The following is a 16,653-nucleotide window of genomic DNA, read 5'->3' on the forward strand; positions in this document are numbered from 1 at the left end:
CGGGACTTCACGCCTCGCCATGGCTCGCGCAGCCAGCGACGGCGGGTCGTCGCATTCGCTCCTCGCAATGACAAGCCTAGGCCGCGGGCGTCACGGCTCCTATGAGCCGGGCGTCTTGATGACGAACTTGCCGTCATAAAGACCGGCGCCCTTGAATCCGCTCGGCAGGCTTTCGAAACTGCCCGTGCCCGTGGCGTTCGCATAAGCGCCCGTACCCGAAAGGATCGTATATTCACCCTTCGACTTGCCGTCTTTGACCGAGCCGGCGTAACGAGCCGTAATCGAGGATCCGTCCTCGAAGGTGTAGGTGCTGTAGCCGTGAATGGATCCCGAGCCTTTGAGCAAGTCCGCCGAGTTGACGAAGTCCTTCACCGCGATACGACCGTCCTTGAAGAAAGCGACACCGAACAATTTGCCGGACGCGACCGACTGGCCCTCGATGTTTGCGGCCTCCGTAACCTTGTAATCGATCGGTTTGGTAACCAGCTTGAACTCGAGCACCTGCTCTCCGGCCAAAGCGGTCGACGCTGCAAGAACTATTGCCACGCTGCAAAGGAAAATGGCGGGAGACTTGCGCATTGGGCTCCTCCTCCGTTTTCTGAAATCAAATATTGGAATGCGCGCCGGGCTGTACATCGTGCCTCAGCTTTGCGTTGCGGCACGAAAGAGAGCCATCGGCGACGCCCCGGCAACCGCTGAAGCTTTTCAGCACCCCAGCATCGGGGCTCGGACGCAACTATAAGTCTGGGCGATTGAGAAAAGGTTCAGCGTTTGATGGGCTGCGGTTCATGTACCCGCCGACTGCCCAGCGGCGGCCGCATACGATTCGCAGCGGTAAATCCTGCCGAATGACCTGGTCAAGGTCCGGCGTCACGCGGCATGGCCGAAATAGGCGTGTTCAATCCGCTCGGCGAGATCGGCCGTACCGGTTGCGGCCTCGAGCACCACGCGCCCGCGCGCCAGCGCGTAGACGCGATCGGCGCTTGCCAGCGCCTTCTCCACGAGTTGCTCAACAAGCAGCACGGCCGTGCCCTTGCGGCGCAACTCGCCGACGACGCTTAGCACGCGATCGACCAGCACCGGCGCCAATCCCGCCGACGGCTCGTCCAGCATGAGCAGGCGCGGACGGCGCACCAGGCCTTGGGCCACCACCAGCATCTGCTGCTGTCCGCCGCTGAGTGCGCCGCCGAGCTCCTTGCGCTTGGCCGCGATCTCGGGGAAGTAGCTCAAGGCTTCGTCGATACGCTGGCTGCGCTCATGGCGCGGCACGTCGTAACCGGCGAGCAGCAGATTGTCGAAAACCGATTGCTGCGTGAAGACACGATGACCTTCGATGACATGGACGAGGCCCGCACGCGCCGTCTCGCGCGGGCCCAGGCCTGCCAGCGAGCGTCCTTCGAAAACGACGTCGCCCGCGCTCCACGGCAGCAGCCCGGAAATCGCGCGCAACAGCGTCGTCTTGCCGGCCCCGTTGGGACCGAGCAACGTGACCACCTCGCCCGCGCGGACCTGCAGCGAGACGCCATGCAGGACGCCGATCTTGCCGTAGCCGCTTTCGAGCCCGCGCACGTCGAGCAGTGCTTCCTCAGCCGCCGAGATAGGCACTGATCACCTCCTTGTGGCTGCGAATGTCGGCCGGCGTTCCCTGCGCCAGAACGCGGCCCTGGTTGAGCACGGTCACCTCTTGGCAGATGGCAAAGATCAGATCGGAATGGTGCTCGACCAGCAGCACCGCTGTGCCCTGTTTGCTGATCTCCGTGATCAGCGCGCCGAGCCGCTCGATTTCATCAGGCGACAATCCCGCCGCGGGCTCGTCCAGCAGCAGCACCGAAGGCGCCAGCATCAAGGCGCGGGCGATCTCGACAAAGCGGAGCTCGCTGTGCTGCAGCCGGTTTGCCCTCACTTCCGCCAAAGCCTCGAGCCCTACCGTTTCCAGCGCACGCATCGCCCGCGCCGTCAGGTCGCGCTCGTCACGACCGCGCCCAGGGAGAGCCAGAAGCGTCGCCAGGAAGCCAGCGCGGCCTGACACCGTGCCGCCGATCATGACGTTTTCGAGCACGGTCTCCTCGCCGACGATCCGCGGCGTCTGAAATGTGCGTGCGATACCGAGAGCGGCCCGCAGCTCCGGCCGCGCGGGCGGAAGCAGGCGATCGCCGATCCGCGCCTCACCCTGGCGTGGTGCGTAATAGCCGGAGATGACATTGAGCGCCGCGGTCTTGCCGCTGCCATTGGGACCGATCAAGCCATGCACCTCGCCGGGCTTGATCTGGAGATCGAGCCCGGCCAGCGCACGGACGCCGCCGAACGTGAGGACGATGTTCTGCAGCGTTAAGGTCTCTGCTTCCGGCCGGTGCGCGAAGACGCCGGGAAGCAGCGACGGCCTCGGCACGATCGCCCGTCCGCTGGTAAGCGCATGGCGGTTCTTGAAGTCGAGCACGTCGGCGATGCCGCCGGGCACAACGAGCACGATGACAAGCAGCAGCACCGCGTAGAGAAAGGTCGACCATGATGCCAGCGGCGCGGCTATCTCGGGCAGGATCGTCAGCAGCACCGTGCCGAGCAGCGGCCCCAGGATCGAACCGCGCCCGCCGATCAGGATGGCGATGAAGAATAGGATCGACAGATCGAAGGTGAAGGCGTCGGGCGTGATGTAGGTCTGCAATGTCGCGAACAGCCCGCCGGCAATCGCCGCCATGGCGCCGCCGAGCAGGAACACCGGCACCAGGAGCTTCGCCTTCGAGATCCCGTTGGCCTCCGCCGCGACGTCGGCATCGCGGATCGCGACCAGGGCACGGCCAAACCGGCTGTGCGCGACATTGGCGGAAATCCAGGTCGCGAGCGCCGCCGCGGCGAGACAGAAGGCATAAAAGCCCCATGGAGTGTTGATGGGTGCTGGAAATTCCGGCCCCGGCAGGCCGATGCCGCCACCGGTCACGCTCTGCCAAGCGAGCGCGATCTGGGTGACGATGGTTGCAAATCCGAGCGTCGAAATCGCGAAATAGAAGGTGCGCAGCCGCAGCGCCGGCAATCCGACGATGACGCCAAAGACCCCGCCCGTGAAGGCGGCGGCGACGAAACAGATCGGCAGCGGCATTGCCGGCAGGACATTGCCAGCGGCGAGGACGCTCGTGACATAGGCGCCGAGCGTCAATAGCGCGACATAGCCGATCGCGAGCTGGCCGGCGAACCCGACGATCAGGTTGAGCCCTGCGACCAGCACCCAGTAGATCGCGGCGCGTGAGGCGATCACGGCCCAGTAATCGTTACCGACAAGGGGCAGGATAACGGCCACGGCCGCGATCGCCGCGAACGGAGCCGTCCTGCCGATCCAGGCATTTTTGGCTGAGTGCTTGGCCGCCTCGGCCGCGGCCAACGCTACTTGCGAATGATCCGTCATGGCATCACACGCGCCTTCCGGTCGATAGGCCAAACAGGCCCTGCGGCCAGGCCAGCAGCACGACAATGAACACGACGAATACGGCCACCGAGGCGAAGATGCCGCCGACCAGGAAGTTTGCCGCCTGCTGGAAAATGCCAAGCGCCAGCCCTCCGACGATCGAGCCGCGATTGTTGCCGAGCCCGCCGAGCGCCACAGGTACGAAGCCGTAGAAATTCAGCAGCGCACCATTGGCAAAGAACGCGAGCATCAGCTCGCCGCCGGCAAAGCCGGCGAGCCCGCCGATGGCGCCCGCCAGCGCGTAGCTCAAGACGCGCAAATTGCGCTCGGGCAGGCCGAGCGCGCGGGCGGCGAAGTTGTCCTCGGCCACCGCCAGGAAGGCCCGGCCAACCAGCGTGGCGCGCTGCATCCACTCCAGCCCCGCAATGACAAGGGCACAGGCGCCAATCGGCAGCCAGAATTTCTCGTCGAGCACGCCTGAGCCGAGGCCGAACAGCCTCGGAAAGGCCTGCGGCTCGGTGCTCCACTCGATCGCCGTCACCTGCTGGATCATCAGCGCCATTGCGAGCGTGGACAGCACATAGAGATGCTGGTCGAGACTCTTGAGCACCGGACGCACCGCCACGATCTCGGTGACGATGCCGATCACCGCGCAGGCGGCCAGCGTCAGCGCAAAGCCCGGGATCAGCGGCAAGCCAAGGCGAAGTATGAAGAACGAGCCGAGCACACCGCCGAGCATGCCGAGTTGCCCCGCGGTGAAGCTCATCACGCGCGAGGTGGAAAACATGATGTTGTAGGTGACGCCGATGAGGGCGTAGATCGCCCCCATGGCAAGCCCCGTCGCGAGGATCGAGGCCAGGGTTCCGCCGAGCGCCATCGCGCTATTGTCCTAACCGTAGCCCGGCGCCAGGTTCAGAGCCCCGTCTTTCGACGAGTTGGCGGCCCCCATGACGACCTCGTCCGTGGGATAGCCATTATGTTGCGTTGGTGACCAGGTGTAATTGCCAAACAGACCGGGATACTTGGTCAGACCGTTCAGATATTTGATGATGCCCTCGCCGGCCGTGCCACCGGATTCGGCAACCGCTTTCGAGAGCAGTTCGACGACGTCGACGCCCGATAGCACCCACCACAACAGCGTATCCTTCAGGTCGATCTTGCCGCTGGCCTTGTCGAGGAACGCTTGGGTCCGCTCCGGCAGCTTGCCCTGAGCATCGAAACTGCAGCTTCGGTAGTTGACGGTGTAGACCTTGTCCCAGTTGGCCGGCTTCTCGATCAATTTTCCGACCTCGCCGGAGCCCAGCGAGGGATGGCCGACGAACGGGACGTCCCAGTTCAACGCGGCACGCGCATTGAAGAGACGGGCCGCCATGCCGGTCGAGGTGCTCCAGGACACGATCGCCTCGGCGCCTGCATTCTTCATGCGCAGCATGTCAGGCGTCATGTCGGGCTGGGTCGCATCGATCTGCGCCGTGTAGACGACATCGGCGCCGTCCTTCTTGAAGGCAGCGACGGAATCGCCGGCCGCGGTGGTGCCATAGCCGGTGGTGTCGCCGATGACCGCGACCTTCTTCACCTTCAGGATCTTGAGACAGTAATTGCGCACGGCGTCGTCCCACTGCGAGTTGGAGGGCGCCATGCGGAACGCATTCGGATATTTGACGGGGTCGATCAAGGAATTGACGACGCAAGGGTGGATGTTTGGCATCTTGGCCCGGGCCATGATCGGCGTCGTCGCCAGCGCTTCGCCCGAATTGGTCGGCCCCCAGATGGCGTGCACCTTGATCGAGCTGATCATCTCCTGCGTCGCGTTCACCGCCTTGGTCGGATCTCCTTGCGTGTCGCGCGTGATGAGTTCGATCTTGCGGCCCTTGACGCCGCCCGACGCGTTGACCGCATCGACCGCGTAACGCAGCCCGCGGTCGAATCCGATGGCCGGCGCGGAGCTCGGCCCGGTCAGCGCCCCGAGCCAGCCGATCTTGATCGGTTCGGACTGGGCAAAAGCGGGCTTGAATGCGCCTTGCGAAGCAAGACCGAACGCGCTTGCCGCGCCCAAGGTGAATCCGCGTCGTGAAATGATCATCTTCAGGCTTCCTCCCTGTGCGCTTCATTTTGCGCACTTTTTGTTCAGCTTTTCTCGAGGCCCAGGGAGCCTCGACATTATTATGTCTCGGTATGGGCAGGCTATTTGCTAGAAAAACGCAAGGAAAGCCACCACGCCAAACCCGGTATCGACCGATGCCATTTTTGGATCGATGCTGGCGGCGGTCAAGCCCGCGCGGACCGATCAGTGGCTCGAAAATGTTCTTGAGCCTTTTGGACGATGGCTCTCGGGCAAGACTATGAGGTGCTCGCCAGCTAAATGCCCGCGACCTGCGACCAAAGTTCGGTGAGCTTGCGCTTGAGCCGCTCCGGCCGCGTCAGGGGCTGCTGCTCGTCTTTTTCCTCGGGCAGACGCAGGCCCACGACATTGACGCGACCGCCGGAGATGCTGCGCGCGACCAGCACGATGGCATCGAGCGCCACGGTCGCGCCCTCCTTGGGCGCGTGATCGAGATGGATGTCGAAATAATCGGCCAGCGTCAGCTTGGATTCATCCTCGCCGACCTTGACGCCATAGACCTCGGCAACTTCGCCGAGCGTATGCTCGCCTGACACCATGAAGTCGCCGAGCAGATGTGGATCGGGCGCGGAGCTCGGCTGCATGTCGACGAAGAAGCGGTCCAGCGCTTCGGCCTTCTCCGGCGGCGCCAGCAGATAGATGTAATCGCCCGGCGCAATCGGGTCGGCCTCTGTCGGCGACAGGATGTTTTCGTTGCGGATGACCAATGTCGGCTTCGACCAGGAGGGGATCAGGCCGCGGCGGAAGAACAGGCTCTTCGGGCGCACGGGATAACCGACGAGCTGCTGCTCGAGCTGGCCGGGCAGATCAAGTTCGACGCGCCGCGGGCCACGATCGGCGCGCGGCAGCGCCACATGCAGCCGCCGGGCCGCGGCCGCGAGCGTCCAGCCCTGCAACAGCAGCGAGATGATGACGACCACGAAGGCGACGTCGAAATAGAGATAGGCCTTGCCGAGCCCGACCAGCATCGGGATCGAGGCCAGGAAGATGGCGACGGCGCCGCGCAGGCCGGTCCAGGCGATGAAGACCTTCTCGCGCCAGTTGAAGCGGAATGGCGCCAGGCACAAGAATACCGCGGCCGGCCGCGCGACCAGCATGAGCACCAGCGCGACGACGACCGCGGGCCCTACGCTGCTGGCGAGCCGATGCGGCGAAACCAAGAGGCCCAGGAGGACGAACATCACGATCTGCGCGAGCCAGGTCGCGGCATCGAGAAAGGTCACGACGGAATTATGCGCCCGGGTCGGCCGGTTGCCGATGACGATGCCGGCGAGATAGACTGCCAGATAGCCAGAGGCGTGGCCGATTTGCGCCGCGCCGAAAACCACCAGCGCCGCCGTGGTGACGAACGGCGCATGCAGCCCCTGCGGCAGTGCCACGCGATTCAGCGCGACCACCACCGCCCTTCCGCCGATCACCCCGACCACGGCGCCGAGCACCGCCTCGCGGAAGAATTCGATCACCACGTGGCTGCCCGTGCCCTGGCCGGCCGAAATGAACTCGACCAGCATCAGCGTCAGAAATACCGCGAAGGGATCGTTGCTGCCGGATTCCGCCTCCAGCGTCGCGCCGACGCGCGGACGCAAGCGCAAGCCCTGCGCATGCACCAGGAGGAACACCGCCGCGGCGTCGGTCGAGGCCACCACCGCGCCGACCAGAAGCCCCTCGGCCCAGTTCAGATCGAGCGCATATTTGGCCACCGGCGCGGTGATCAGCGCCGTCAGCAGCACGCCCAGCGTCGCCAGCATCATCGAGGGTGCGAGCACCGCACGAATGGTCTGAACGCGGGTGCGTAGGCCCCCATCGAACAGAATCAAGGCCAGCGCCACCGAGCCGACCAGATAGGTGGTCCGTACGTCGTTAAATTCGATGTGGAAGGGTCCGGAATCGCCGGCCAGCATGCCGATCAGCAGAAACACCAGCAGCAAGGGTGCACCGAAGCGCAGCGCAAGCAGGCTCGACAGAATGCCCGCCATGACCAGGACCGCGCCGAAGAGAATGGCAATGCTGACGGAGTCGAGAGAGGCCATGAGGGTTCGCGCAGATCGCTCGCAAATCGCTGGAATTGCATCCTTATCGTCGCCACCGTGCTGCGCCAACCCATTTTTGGGCATCGCGTCGATATGCCCGGTTTGGTGCTGTCCCGTTCGGATCGCGCACACGGCGCGGCTATGGAAATCTGCGCCAATTTCACATCAAATGCGCTAGAGCATGAGGCGATTGGGTTGAGCTGGATCCGGTTCACCTCTTCCAGAGCGAGAGGTGAGCTACCGCCGCGGAAACTGATTCAACCAAAAGGCATCCGCGCCAGTTACGCGGCGTTGAGGACGAGACTTTGCCGATGGACTTCAACCTGAAAGACATATTGGATTTCCTGCATTCGGCCGCGCGCTCGGTCGGCGCCGAGGTAACCTCGCCCTGGTTCTATTTCCAGCTCGGGCTCGTGCTCGCAGGGGCCGGTATCGCGTTCGCCGTCAGCGCCCTCATTCAGTCTCGGATCGATACCACTTCGCTGGCAACGCGCTGGCCGTTGCTGCTGCGAAGAACCGTTCGGGTGCTGGTGGGCAGCGCATGGGTTGCCGTCTTCGCGGCCTTGATGGTGCTGACGCGCAACGTGATGGTGCTGGCAACCTGGCCGAGCCGCAGCTATCTGATCATGATCGCGGCGAAACTGGCCTTCGCCTGGCTGATCATTCGCCTGGTCGCCTCGGGCATTCACAACAGCCTTGTGGTCCGCGTGGTGTCGGTGGGAGCCTTCCTGGTCGCGGCGCTGAGCATCGTCGGCCAGCTCGATCCCGTCATCGATGCGCTGGACTCGGTTGCCATCACGCTCGGCGGCTTGCGGCTGACGCCGCTGCTCCTGATCAAGCTCGGCGTGCTGTTGATCCTCGCGCTGTGGCTGACCAACGTCGTCAGTAATTTTGCCGAGAGTCGGATCACCCAGTCCGGCGACCTGACGCCCTCGCTGCAGGTGCTCCTGGTCAAGATGATCAGGGTCGGACTGATGATCTTCGCCGTCGCGGTGGCGCTGAGCGCGGTCGGCATCAACCTCTCGGCGCTCGCGATCTTCTCCGGCGCCGCCGGCGTCGGCATCGGCTTCGGCCTGCAGAAGATCGTCGCCAACTTCATCAGCGGCATCATCCTCCTGGTCGACAAGTCGGTGAAACCGGGCGATCTCGTGACCATCGGCGACAATTCGGGCCGTATCAGCGCCATGAACACCCGCTACATCTCCGTCGCCGCCGGCGACGGACGCGAGTTCCTGATCCCGAACGAGGACCTGATCACCCAGAAGGTCACCAATTGGACCTACACCGACAAGAACACGCTGGTGAAGGTCAACTTCGCCACCAATTACGACGCCGATCCACGGCTGGTCTGCAAATTGGCCATCGATATCGCCGCGAGCGCCCCACGCGCGCTCAAAGCCAAGCCGCCGGGCTGTCTGCTCACCGAGTTCACCGACGCCGGCATGAAGTTCTCGCTGACCTTCTGGATCGCCGACCCCGATGGCATGGACGGCGTCAAGAGCGAGGTGATGCTCTCGCTCTGGGACGCCTTCAAGCGCGAGGGCATCCATGTCCCCTATCCGGTGCGCGAAATCCGCGTCCGCGGCGGGGTGCTGCCGGTAGAAACGACGGTGGAGTCCTCAACCTAAACGGGATTCCAAGGCGCAACTCGGCTTGCGAAAGATGCCGTAATCACTAAATTAGGGGGCAAATCACCCCATTTTCCCGGAAAGACCGCGACCCTTCATGAGCTACGTCGAAGCCACCGATACGTCCCTACGCAAGACCGGGCAAATCAAGCTGCACGGGCCGAGCGGGTTTGCCGGCATGCGCAAGGCTGGCGCGCTGGTGGCAAAGTGCCTCGACGAACTCACCGACATCGTTAGGGCCGGGGTTCCGACCTCACGGATCGATGAGTTCGTGCGGGAATTCGCCTTCAGCCACGGCGCCTATCCCGCGACGTTGATGTATCGCGGCTACCGCTATTCGACCTGCACCTCGCTCAATCATGTGGTCTGCCACGGCATGCCGAGCGATCGCGCGCTGAAGGAAGGCGACATCATCAATATCGACGTGACCTTCATCGTCGACGGCTGGTACGGCGATTCCAGCCGAATGTATGCGATCCAGCCGATCGCGCGAAAGGCCGAGCGGCTGATCGAGGTCACCTATGAAGCCATGATGCGCGGCATCGCCGCGGTGAAACCGGGCGCCACCACCGGCGACATCGGCTACGCCATCCAGAGCTTCGTCGAGCCGCAGGGCATGAGCGTGGTGCGCGATTTCTGCGGCCATGGCCTGGGCCGCATGTTCCACGACGAGCCCAACATCATCCATGTCGGCCGACCCGGCGAGGGCGTGCTGCTCAAGCCCGGCATGTTCTTTACCATCGAGCCGATGATCAATCTCGGCAAGCCGCATGTGAAGATCCTCTCCGACGGCTGGACCGCGGTGACGCGCGACCGCTCGCTGTCGGCGCAGTTCGAGCATTCGGTCGGCGTGACCGCCGACGGCGTCGAGATCTTCACGCTGTCCGAGCGCAATGGCGAGAAGCCGCCGGTCGCGGGTCAGTGATCGCCTCCTCTCTCGGTTTCGCAGAGTGAACTTGGCTGCGGAGAGAGATCAATCTCGACAATTGCGTTCGCGCGCTACGGCTCGAAGAAATCGGGATGGCGCGTCACGAAGGCCTGCAGCTCGGCAGCGACGCGATCGAGATGGCTTGCCATCTCACGCCGCGCGCGATTCCCATCATGCGCTGCGATTGCCTGATAGATCGCTTCGTGCTCAGCGAATGTCTCCTGCATGCGCCCAGGCTCGGGCAACAGCGTGCGGCGAACACGCTCCAGGTGCGTGCGGATCGGATCCAGCACCTCGCTGATCCGTGCCAGTCCCAGACTCTCCGCCATCTGCCGGTGAAAGCGCGTGTCGAGTTCGTGGAAGCCCTGCAGATCGCCGCTGGCGAGCCCTGCGCGCTGATAGGCGAGATTCTGAGCTAGCTTCGCGAGCCCCTCTTCTGACAGGCTCGTCGCGCAGGAGGCGACCACCTCCATTTCAAGCGCGCGGCGCATCAACATCCATTGCTTGACGTCGGCAAGGTGCATCCGCGCGACATAGGAGCCGCGCTGGGGCTCGATAACAACCAGCCCTTCGAAGGCAAGATGATTGATCGCACTCGTGATCGACAGCCGCGAAACCTCGAAGCGCGCACACCATTCGTTCTTGTCGATCGGCGTCTCCGGGGCCAGGCCGCCGGAGACGATGGCTTGCTTCAGCGCCCGATAGACGCGGTCCACCTTGGATTCGCGGCCGCTACGGACGCGCGGCGCGACCGCTCCCGCGCTGAACCCTCCGATCGAATGCATCCATGTCACTCCCAATGCCGACGAAGCTCTCTTCGCCCTTTGGAGGCTTGACGAGCCGCCGCTCATATAACTAGCATATCAGTTAATCAAAAACAGCCGCCCACCCCAGGCGCCGTCGATTCAGCGGACACAAGGGGCCGGCAAGCCGGGGAGGACGGGAGCCAATGCAGACGCAGGCGAACGCGCCCGGCGGGCCCAATGGACCCCTTCCCTCCCTGCAGCGGCCCCTCGAGGCAGAGCAGTTGCCGCCGGGGCGAACCGTGCTGGCAGCCGAGCGGATCACCAAGAGCTTCGCCGGAGTGACGGCGCTCCGCGAGGTCGATTTCGACCTGCGCCGCGGCGAAGTGCACGCCCTGATGGGCGAGAACGGAGCCGGCAAGAGCACGCTGATGAAAATCCTGGCCGGCGTTCATGTCAGCTACGACGGCACTGTTCGGATCGGCGGCGTCGCGACCGCATTCGCTGGCGTGCGAGACGCGGAGGCGGCAGGGGTCGCCATCATCCACCAGGAGCTGAACCTGGTTCCGGAACTGAGTATCGCCGACAACATCTTTCTGGGTCGCGAACCGCTCATCGCCGGCACCATCATCGACCGTCGGCGGATGACGCGGGCTGCGGCGCGCCTCTTGCGACGCCTTGAAGTCGACATCGATCCGGAGAGCCGCGTCGCCGCTTTGCGCGTCGGCGAGCAACAGCTTGTGGAGATCGCGAAAGCGCTGTCGCTCGACGCCCGCGTCCTCATCATGGACGAGCCGACCTCGGCGCTGTCGACGCCAGAATGCGAGACACTGTTCAAGGTGGTGCGCCAGTTGCGGTCGGAAGGGGTTGCCATCATCTACACGTCCCATCGCATCGACGAGGTGCTCGCGCTTGCCGACCGCGTCACGGTCTTGCGCGACGGCCGGCGGGTACTAACTGCTGATATCGGCGAGCTTACGCACGGCACCATCATCTCGGCGATGGTTGGCCGCGACATGGCCGCGAGCCACCGCACTACCAGCGCCAATGGTGAACTCGTGCTCTCGGTGCGCAATCTCACACTCGATCAGCCTGCCGTCAACGGCTGGAAACGCGTGCTCCACGGCGTGAGCTTCGACCTGCGCCGCGGCGAGATCCTCGGCATCGGCGGCCTGCTCGGCTCTGGCCGCAGCGAGATTCTGGAATCCATCTTCGGCGCAGCGGCGGGCTGGCGCGGCGGCGAGATTGCCATCGATGGCGCAATCGCCGAAATCAACTCGCCGGCCGACGCCTATCGGCTCGGCCTCGCGCTGGTGACCGAGGATCGCAAATCGCGCGGCCTCCACCTTGCGGCCTCCATCCGCAGCAATGTCGCTCTACCTTCCGTCGGTGCGTTGTCTCACTTCGGCATACGGGATTTCGCCCGCGAGAGCCGGCTCGCGCGCGATGTGGTACGGCGGCTCTCCGTGCGCTGCGCGAATATCGACCAAACCGTCGCGACGCTTTCGGGCGGCAATCAACAGAAGATCGTCATCGGCAAATGGCTCGCCACAGAACCACGCGTCCTTCTGCTCGATGAGCCGACGCGCGGCATCGATGTCGGCGCCAAGCAGGAGATTTATCAGCTCATCTTCGGGCTTGCCGAGCAGGGCCTGGGCATTGTCGTCGTGAGTTCGGAATTGCCGGAGCTCTTGCTGATGTCTGACCGGATCCTGGTCATGTGCGAGGGACATCAAACTGGCCTCTTGCGACGCCACGAGGCGACGCAGGAGCGGATCATGCGCTTGGCCGCACCGGGCATGGCCGCACATCCATGGGAGAGCCAATGACACACCTGCTTCGCGCGCTGTCGCGCACCAAGCTCTATTGGGGCCTCCTGATCATTTGCGCAATCGGCGCAGCCGCCTCGCCGCACACCTCCTCCGGCCACAATATCTTCCTGTCCTACGCCAATCTGACCGACGTATTGCGCCAGGTTTCGATCACCGGGCTCGTCGCCACCGGCATGACCATCGTCATCCTGCTCGGCGGCATCGACCTCTCGGTCGGCTCGCTGATGGGCTTTTCCACCATCGTCTGCGCGATGCTGCTCACCAAATCAGGCTGGACCGCGGCCTCCGTGATTGGCGTGCCGGCGGCGACGCTCGTCAGCTTCGCCGCGGTCGCCTGCCTCGCCCGCTTCGTGCTGCACGGCATTGCCCGCGGCCGCGACGTGACGGCCGGCGCCCGCCGCGAGATCGCGCTTGGCCCCTGGCAGCGCTTCGGAATCCCGGCGCTGCTCGGTCTCCTTGCCGCCCTGCTGGTCTGCCGGTTCGCAGCGAGTCAGCTTTCGACCAAGTTCGGCGTGTTGGGCGTCCTGCTGGTGACCCCTTGCGTGGCGCTCCTGCTCGGCTCCGTCAACGGCCTCCTGATCGTGACCGGGCGCTTGCAGCCGTTCATCGTCACCTTGGCGATGATGGTCAGCGCGCTCGGTATCGGGCGCCTGACGGCCGGCCAGGACAATGCGGTGATCGCGGTCTACACCGGCACCAACGCGACCGAAGCCTTTGAAGCCCTGCGTTCGATGCTCTGGGGACTCGTTCCGGTGCCGAGCGCGTTCTTTCTCGCCGCGATCCTGATCTTCGGCGCAATCCTGCGCTTCACGACGTTCGGCCGCTACATCTACGCGATCGGCGGCAACGCCGAGGCAGCCAAACTCTCCGGCATCAAGGTCGCCCGGGTCCAGTTCACCGCCTATCTCCTGTCCGGCCTGCTCGCGGGAATCGCGGGCGTGCTGTTCGTCGCGCAGTACCGGCAGGGCAAGCCGGACGCCGGCACTGGCCTCGAACTCGACGCCATCGCAGCCGTCGTGATCGGCGGCACCAGCCTGATGGGCGGCCGCGGCGGTCTCGCCGGCACCTTCGTCGGCGTCCTGATCTTCGGCCTGTTGTCGGACATTCTGCAGCTTCAGAACATCGATTCCAACGTGCAGCTCGTGATGAAGGGCCTAATCATCGTTTGCACCGTGCTGGTGCAGGAACAGAATCTCGGACAGCTCGCCGCGCGATGGCGGCTTCCTGCCGCGAAACGCACGAGCGAAACCGGATCGGCCGAACCAATTCGGCCGCTGAGCGCCTCGAACGCGCCATTTGCAAGGGAGGACCTCGATGAAGCGTCGTGAATTTCTACGGATGTCGGCGACCGCCGCCGGTGCGGCGATGACCATCTATCTGCCGGTGGGATGGAGGCCGGTCCGGGCCGCGGCCAAATGGAGGGTGGGCTTCAGCCAATGCACGACGCTCGAGCCGTGGCGCGTGCAGTTCAACAAGGAGATCCAGGCCGAGGCGAAGCAGCATCCCGAAATCGACCTGATCATCACCGACGGCCAGGACAAGACCGAGAAGCAGGTCGCGGACTGCGAGAACCTGATCGTGCAGCAGGTGAACGTGTTGTTGATCTCGCCCAAGGAATCGGCCGGGCTCACCGGCGTGGTCGAGAAGGCGATCGATGCCAAAATTCCCGTGATCGTGCTCGATCGCAACGTCGACACCAAGCGGATCACCGAGTTCATCGGCGGCGACAATCTCGCAATCGGACGCGCAGCCGGCGAGCATGCGGTGAAGCTCTTGGGCGGGCCGGGCAAGGCCAAAGGCAATGTTGTGGAGATCTGGGGCGGCATGGGCACGCAGCCGGCGCATGATCGCCATGACGGCTTCCACGCCCTCACCGACAAGGAGCCCGGGATCAAATACCTGCTCAACAACCAGTCGGGCGATTGGAAGCAGGACCAGGCCTACAACATCATGACCACGGCGCTGCGCAACAACGAGAACATCAACCTCGTCTACGGCCACAACGATCCGATGGCCTATGGCGCCTATCTTGCCGCCAAGGATGCCGGCCGTGAGAAGGACATCAAGTTCTTCATCGGTATCGATGGCCTGCCGGACGAGGGCGCAACCTGGGTCTACAAGGGGCTTCTGACGGCGACGTTCCTCTATGCGACGCCTGGCGCGGAAGGGCTGCGCCAGGCCGTCAAGCTGCTCAATGGACAGAAGATCCCGCCCGTGATCACATTGCCCACCATGCTGATCACTAAGGACAACGCCCCGGAGATCCTGAGGAAGAACGGGCTGCTCTGAGCGAACCGACCATGCCGCGAAGAAGCCGCGCCAGATCGGCGCGGCTTTTTTCGTCCTTCTGTGTCCTTTGGTAAGCCCGCACGCTGCCCCCAGATCGCGCTGGATGATGCTTCGTATCGGCGGATACTCTGCTTGGGCAGAGGTGGAACGAGTTCGCCAGCCGACCCACGCAAATTCAGACCGCTCTACCTCATTCGGCGCGAGATAGATCAGCGCCACGAGCGGCAGCGCGCCGCCGATCGCCGAGCCCGCCACACCGGCGAGGAACGAACAACCTTCCGAAAGACCGCGTTCAGGCCGGATCCTTGCCGGCCGCGGCATCCAATGCGGCGAGCGGCGGCACGAAGCGGTTGCGCGGCTCACGTCGCGGCAAACACAGCAGGATGACCGCGGCAGCGGCGGCAATTATCGACAGAACCAGGTAGCCGCTGCTGTTGCTGCCAAGGGCCTGCTCGGCATAGGTCTTGATTTGCGGCGAGAGGAAGCCGCCCAGATTGCCCAGGGACACGATGAAGGCGATACCGCTCGCCGCACCAACGCCGCTCAGATATTGCGTCGGCAAGCTCCAAAACACCGGCTGCGATGAGGTCAGCCCCGGAACGGCAATACAGAAGGCAATCACCAGCAGGACTGGATTATTGGTGAACCCGACGGCGGCTGATGCGAGAGCACCAGCAATGATCAGCATGATGGAGATTTGGCAGTGGTTCTCATGCCGATCAGCGTAGGAGGTCGCCAGCAGCGTGCCGATCGCCGAACACAGCCAGGGCAGCGCTAGCAGCAGCCCGATCGTAAAGTCGACCTTGCCCCCCATCGCTGAGGCGAGCTTCGAGGGGAAGTAGAAGGAGAAGGGCGATGTGCCGACCTGAAAGCAGAAATAGACCAGAATGAAGGCGATAACCCGCAGGTCCTTGAGAACACCAAGGGCGGAGTGCTCCACCTGCTGCGCTTTGAGAGCTTCCTCGCGCGCGATTTCGTCGGACAGCGCCTTGCGCTCTTGCAGCGTCAACCAGGGCGCCTCGGCAGGTCCGTTGCAAAGATAGAAGAAGGCGACGATACCAACCACAACCGCAGCTATCCCCTCGACCACAAGGACGAACTGCCAGTCCTTCAGACCCATCACCCCGTCGAATTGCAGCAGGAAACCGCTGAGCGGGCTCCCGAATACGAGTGAGAGAGGGACACCGAGATAGAACAAGCCGGTCGCCCGGGCCCGTTGCTTGGCCGGAAACCAATAGGTCAGATAGAGAAGCACCCCGGGGTAGAAGCCGGCCTCCGCGACACCAAGCAGAAAGCGCAGGACGTGGAAGATCGTCTCCGAACGCGCGAAAATCATCGCAGCCGAGATCAGCCCCCAGCTCACCATAATGCGCGCGAGCCAGGTGCGCGCACCGACGCGCCTCAGGACGAGATTACTGGGCACCTCGAATAGCGCATAGCCGATGAAGAAAACGCCGGCTCCGAAAGCATAGGCGGCATCCCCGATGCCCGTGTCGGCCTGATAGGCAAGCTTGACGAATCCTATATTGACCCGATCGAGGAACGCCATGATGAGCATCAGCATGAGGAACGGCAGCAAGCGCCATGCGGACCGGCGGATAGCGCTCTCGAGCGGCGAAGCCTCGGCATTCTGAAGCACTTTTGTCCTCCCTTGTTTGATTTTCGTTATCTTTTTTGCTGTTGG

The 16,653-nt window shown here is 63.9% G+C and carries 13 protein-coding genes; 5 read left to right on the forward strand and 8 right to left on the reverse strand.

Annotated elements, in window-relative coordinates; translation table 11 throughout:
• Positions 1-99: 99 nt before the first annotated feature.
• The 6 genes from P6U23_RS37860 to P6U23_RS37885 form a co-directional block, all read right to left on the reverse strand.
• Positions 100-579: a hypothetical protein gene (locus P6U23_RS37860; RefSeq protein WP_407177368.1), complete on the reverse strand. Its 480-nt coding sequence runs from the start codon at positions 577-579 to the stop codon at positions 100-102.
• A 291-nt stretch (positions 580-870) separates the two neighbouring features.
• Positions 871-1,605 carry an ABC transporter ATP-binding protein gene (locus tag P6U23_RS37865; protein ID WP_407177369.1) on the reverse strand — a complete coding sequence of 245 codons (735 nt, stop codon included), beginning with the start codon at positions 1,603-1,605 and terminating at the stop codon, positions 871-873.
• Positions 1,586-3,397: an ABC transporter permease subunit gene (locus P6U23_RS37870; RefSeq protein ID WP_407177370.1), complete on the reverse strand. Its 1,812-nt coding sequence runs from the start codon at positions 3,395-3,397 to the stop codon at positions 1,586-1,588. The genes P6U23_RS37865 and P6U23_RS37870 overlap by 20 nt, the downstream gene beginning before the upstream one ends.
• Positions 3,398-3,401: 4 nt before the next feature.
• A complete protein-coding gene (locus P6U23_RS37875) occupies positions 3,402-4,274 on the reverse strand; it encodes a branched-chain amino acid ABC transporter permease (protein ID WP_407177371.1) in 873 nt (290 codons plus the stop codon).
• A gap of 12 nt (positions 4,275-4,286) precedes the next feature.
• Positions 4,287-5,480, reverse strand: a complete 1,194-nt coding sequence (locus P6U23_RS37880) for an ABC transporter substrate-binding protein (RefSeq protein WP_407177372.1) — start codon at positions 5,478-5,480, stop codon at positions 4,287-4,289.
• A gap of 275 nt (positions 5,481-5,755) precedes the next feature.
• Entirely contained in the window at positions 5,756-7,549 is a 1,794-nt protein-coding gene (locus tag P6U23_RS37885; protein ID WP_407177373.1) for a potassium/proton antiporter, read from the reverse strand.
• 311 nt (positions 7,550-7,860) lie between these two features.
• On the opposite strand from P6U23_RS37885, the gene P6U23_RS37890 reads away from it, so the two are divergent.
• Positions 7,861-9,177 carry a mechanosensitive ion channel family protein gene (locus P6U23_RS37890; protein WP_407177374.1) on the forward strand — a complete coding sequence of 439 codons (1,317 nt, stop codon included), beginning with the start codon at positions 7,861-7,863 and terminating at the stop codon, positions 9,175-9,177.
• A gap of 97 nt (positions 9,178-9,274) precedes the next feature.
• On the forward strand, positions 9,275-10,102 hold the full coding sequence (gene map / locus P6U23_RS37895; RefSeq protein ID WP_407177375.1) for a type I methionyl aminopeptidase: 828 nt from the start codon (positions 9,275-9,277) through the stop codon (positions 10,100-10,102).
• Positions 10,103-10,176: 74 nt separating this feature from the next.
• Here map and P6U23_RS37900 read toward each other — a convergent pair whose 3' ends face one another.
• A complete protein-coding gene (locus P6U23_RS37900; protein WP_407177376.1) occupies positions 10,177-10,890 on the reverse strand; it encodes a GntR family transcriptional regulator in 714 nt (237 codons plus the stop codon).
• Positions 10,891-11,054: 164 nt separating this feature from the next.
• Here P6U23_RS37900 and P6U23_RS37905 point away from each other — a divergent pair, with 164 nt between their 5' ends.
• From P6U23_RS37905 to P6U23_RS37915, 3 genes are read left to right on the forward strand one after another with little or no spacing between them, the layout of a single operon-like run.
• A complete protein-coding gene (locus P6U23_RS37905; RefSeq protein WP_407177377.1) occupies positions 11,055-12,677 on the forward strand; it encodes a sugar ABC transporter ATP-binding protein in 1,623 nt (540 codons plus the stop codon).
• A complete protein-coding gene (locus P6U23_RS37910; RefSeq protein WP_407177378.1) occupies positions 12,674-14,008 on the forward strand; it encodes an ABC transporter permease in 1,335 nt (444 codons plus the stop codon). Before P6U23_RS37905 ends, P6U23_RS37910 begins: the two co-directional genes overlap by 4 nt.
• Positions 13,995-14,969 (forward strand): substrate-binding domain-containing protein, encoded by a 975-nt coding sequence (locus P6U23_RS37915; RefSeq protein WP_407177379.1) that lies wholly within the window; start codon positions 13,995-13,997, stop codon positions 14,967-14,969. Before P6U23_RS37910 ends, P6U23_RS37915 begins: the two co-directional genes overlap by 14 nt.
• A gap of 292 nt (positions 14,970-15,261) precedes the next feature.
• Here the strand turns inward: P6U23_RS37915 and P6U23_RS37920 are convergent, their stop codons facing one another.
• Complete coding sequence (locus tag P6U23_RS37920) at positions 15,262-16,608, reverse strand: MFS transporter (RefSeq protein ID WP_407177380.1); 1,347 nt, start codon at positions 16,606-16,608, stop codon at positions 15,262-15,264.
• Positions 16,609-16,653: the final 45 nt, after the last annotated feature.

This window comes from Bradyrhizobium sp. STM 3562 (genome assembly GCF_045571435.1).
GTDB lineage: Bacteria > Pseudomonadota > Alphaproteobacteria > Rhizobiales > Xanthobacteraceae > Bradyrhizobium.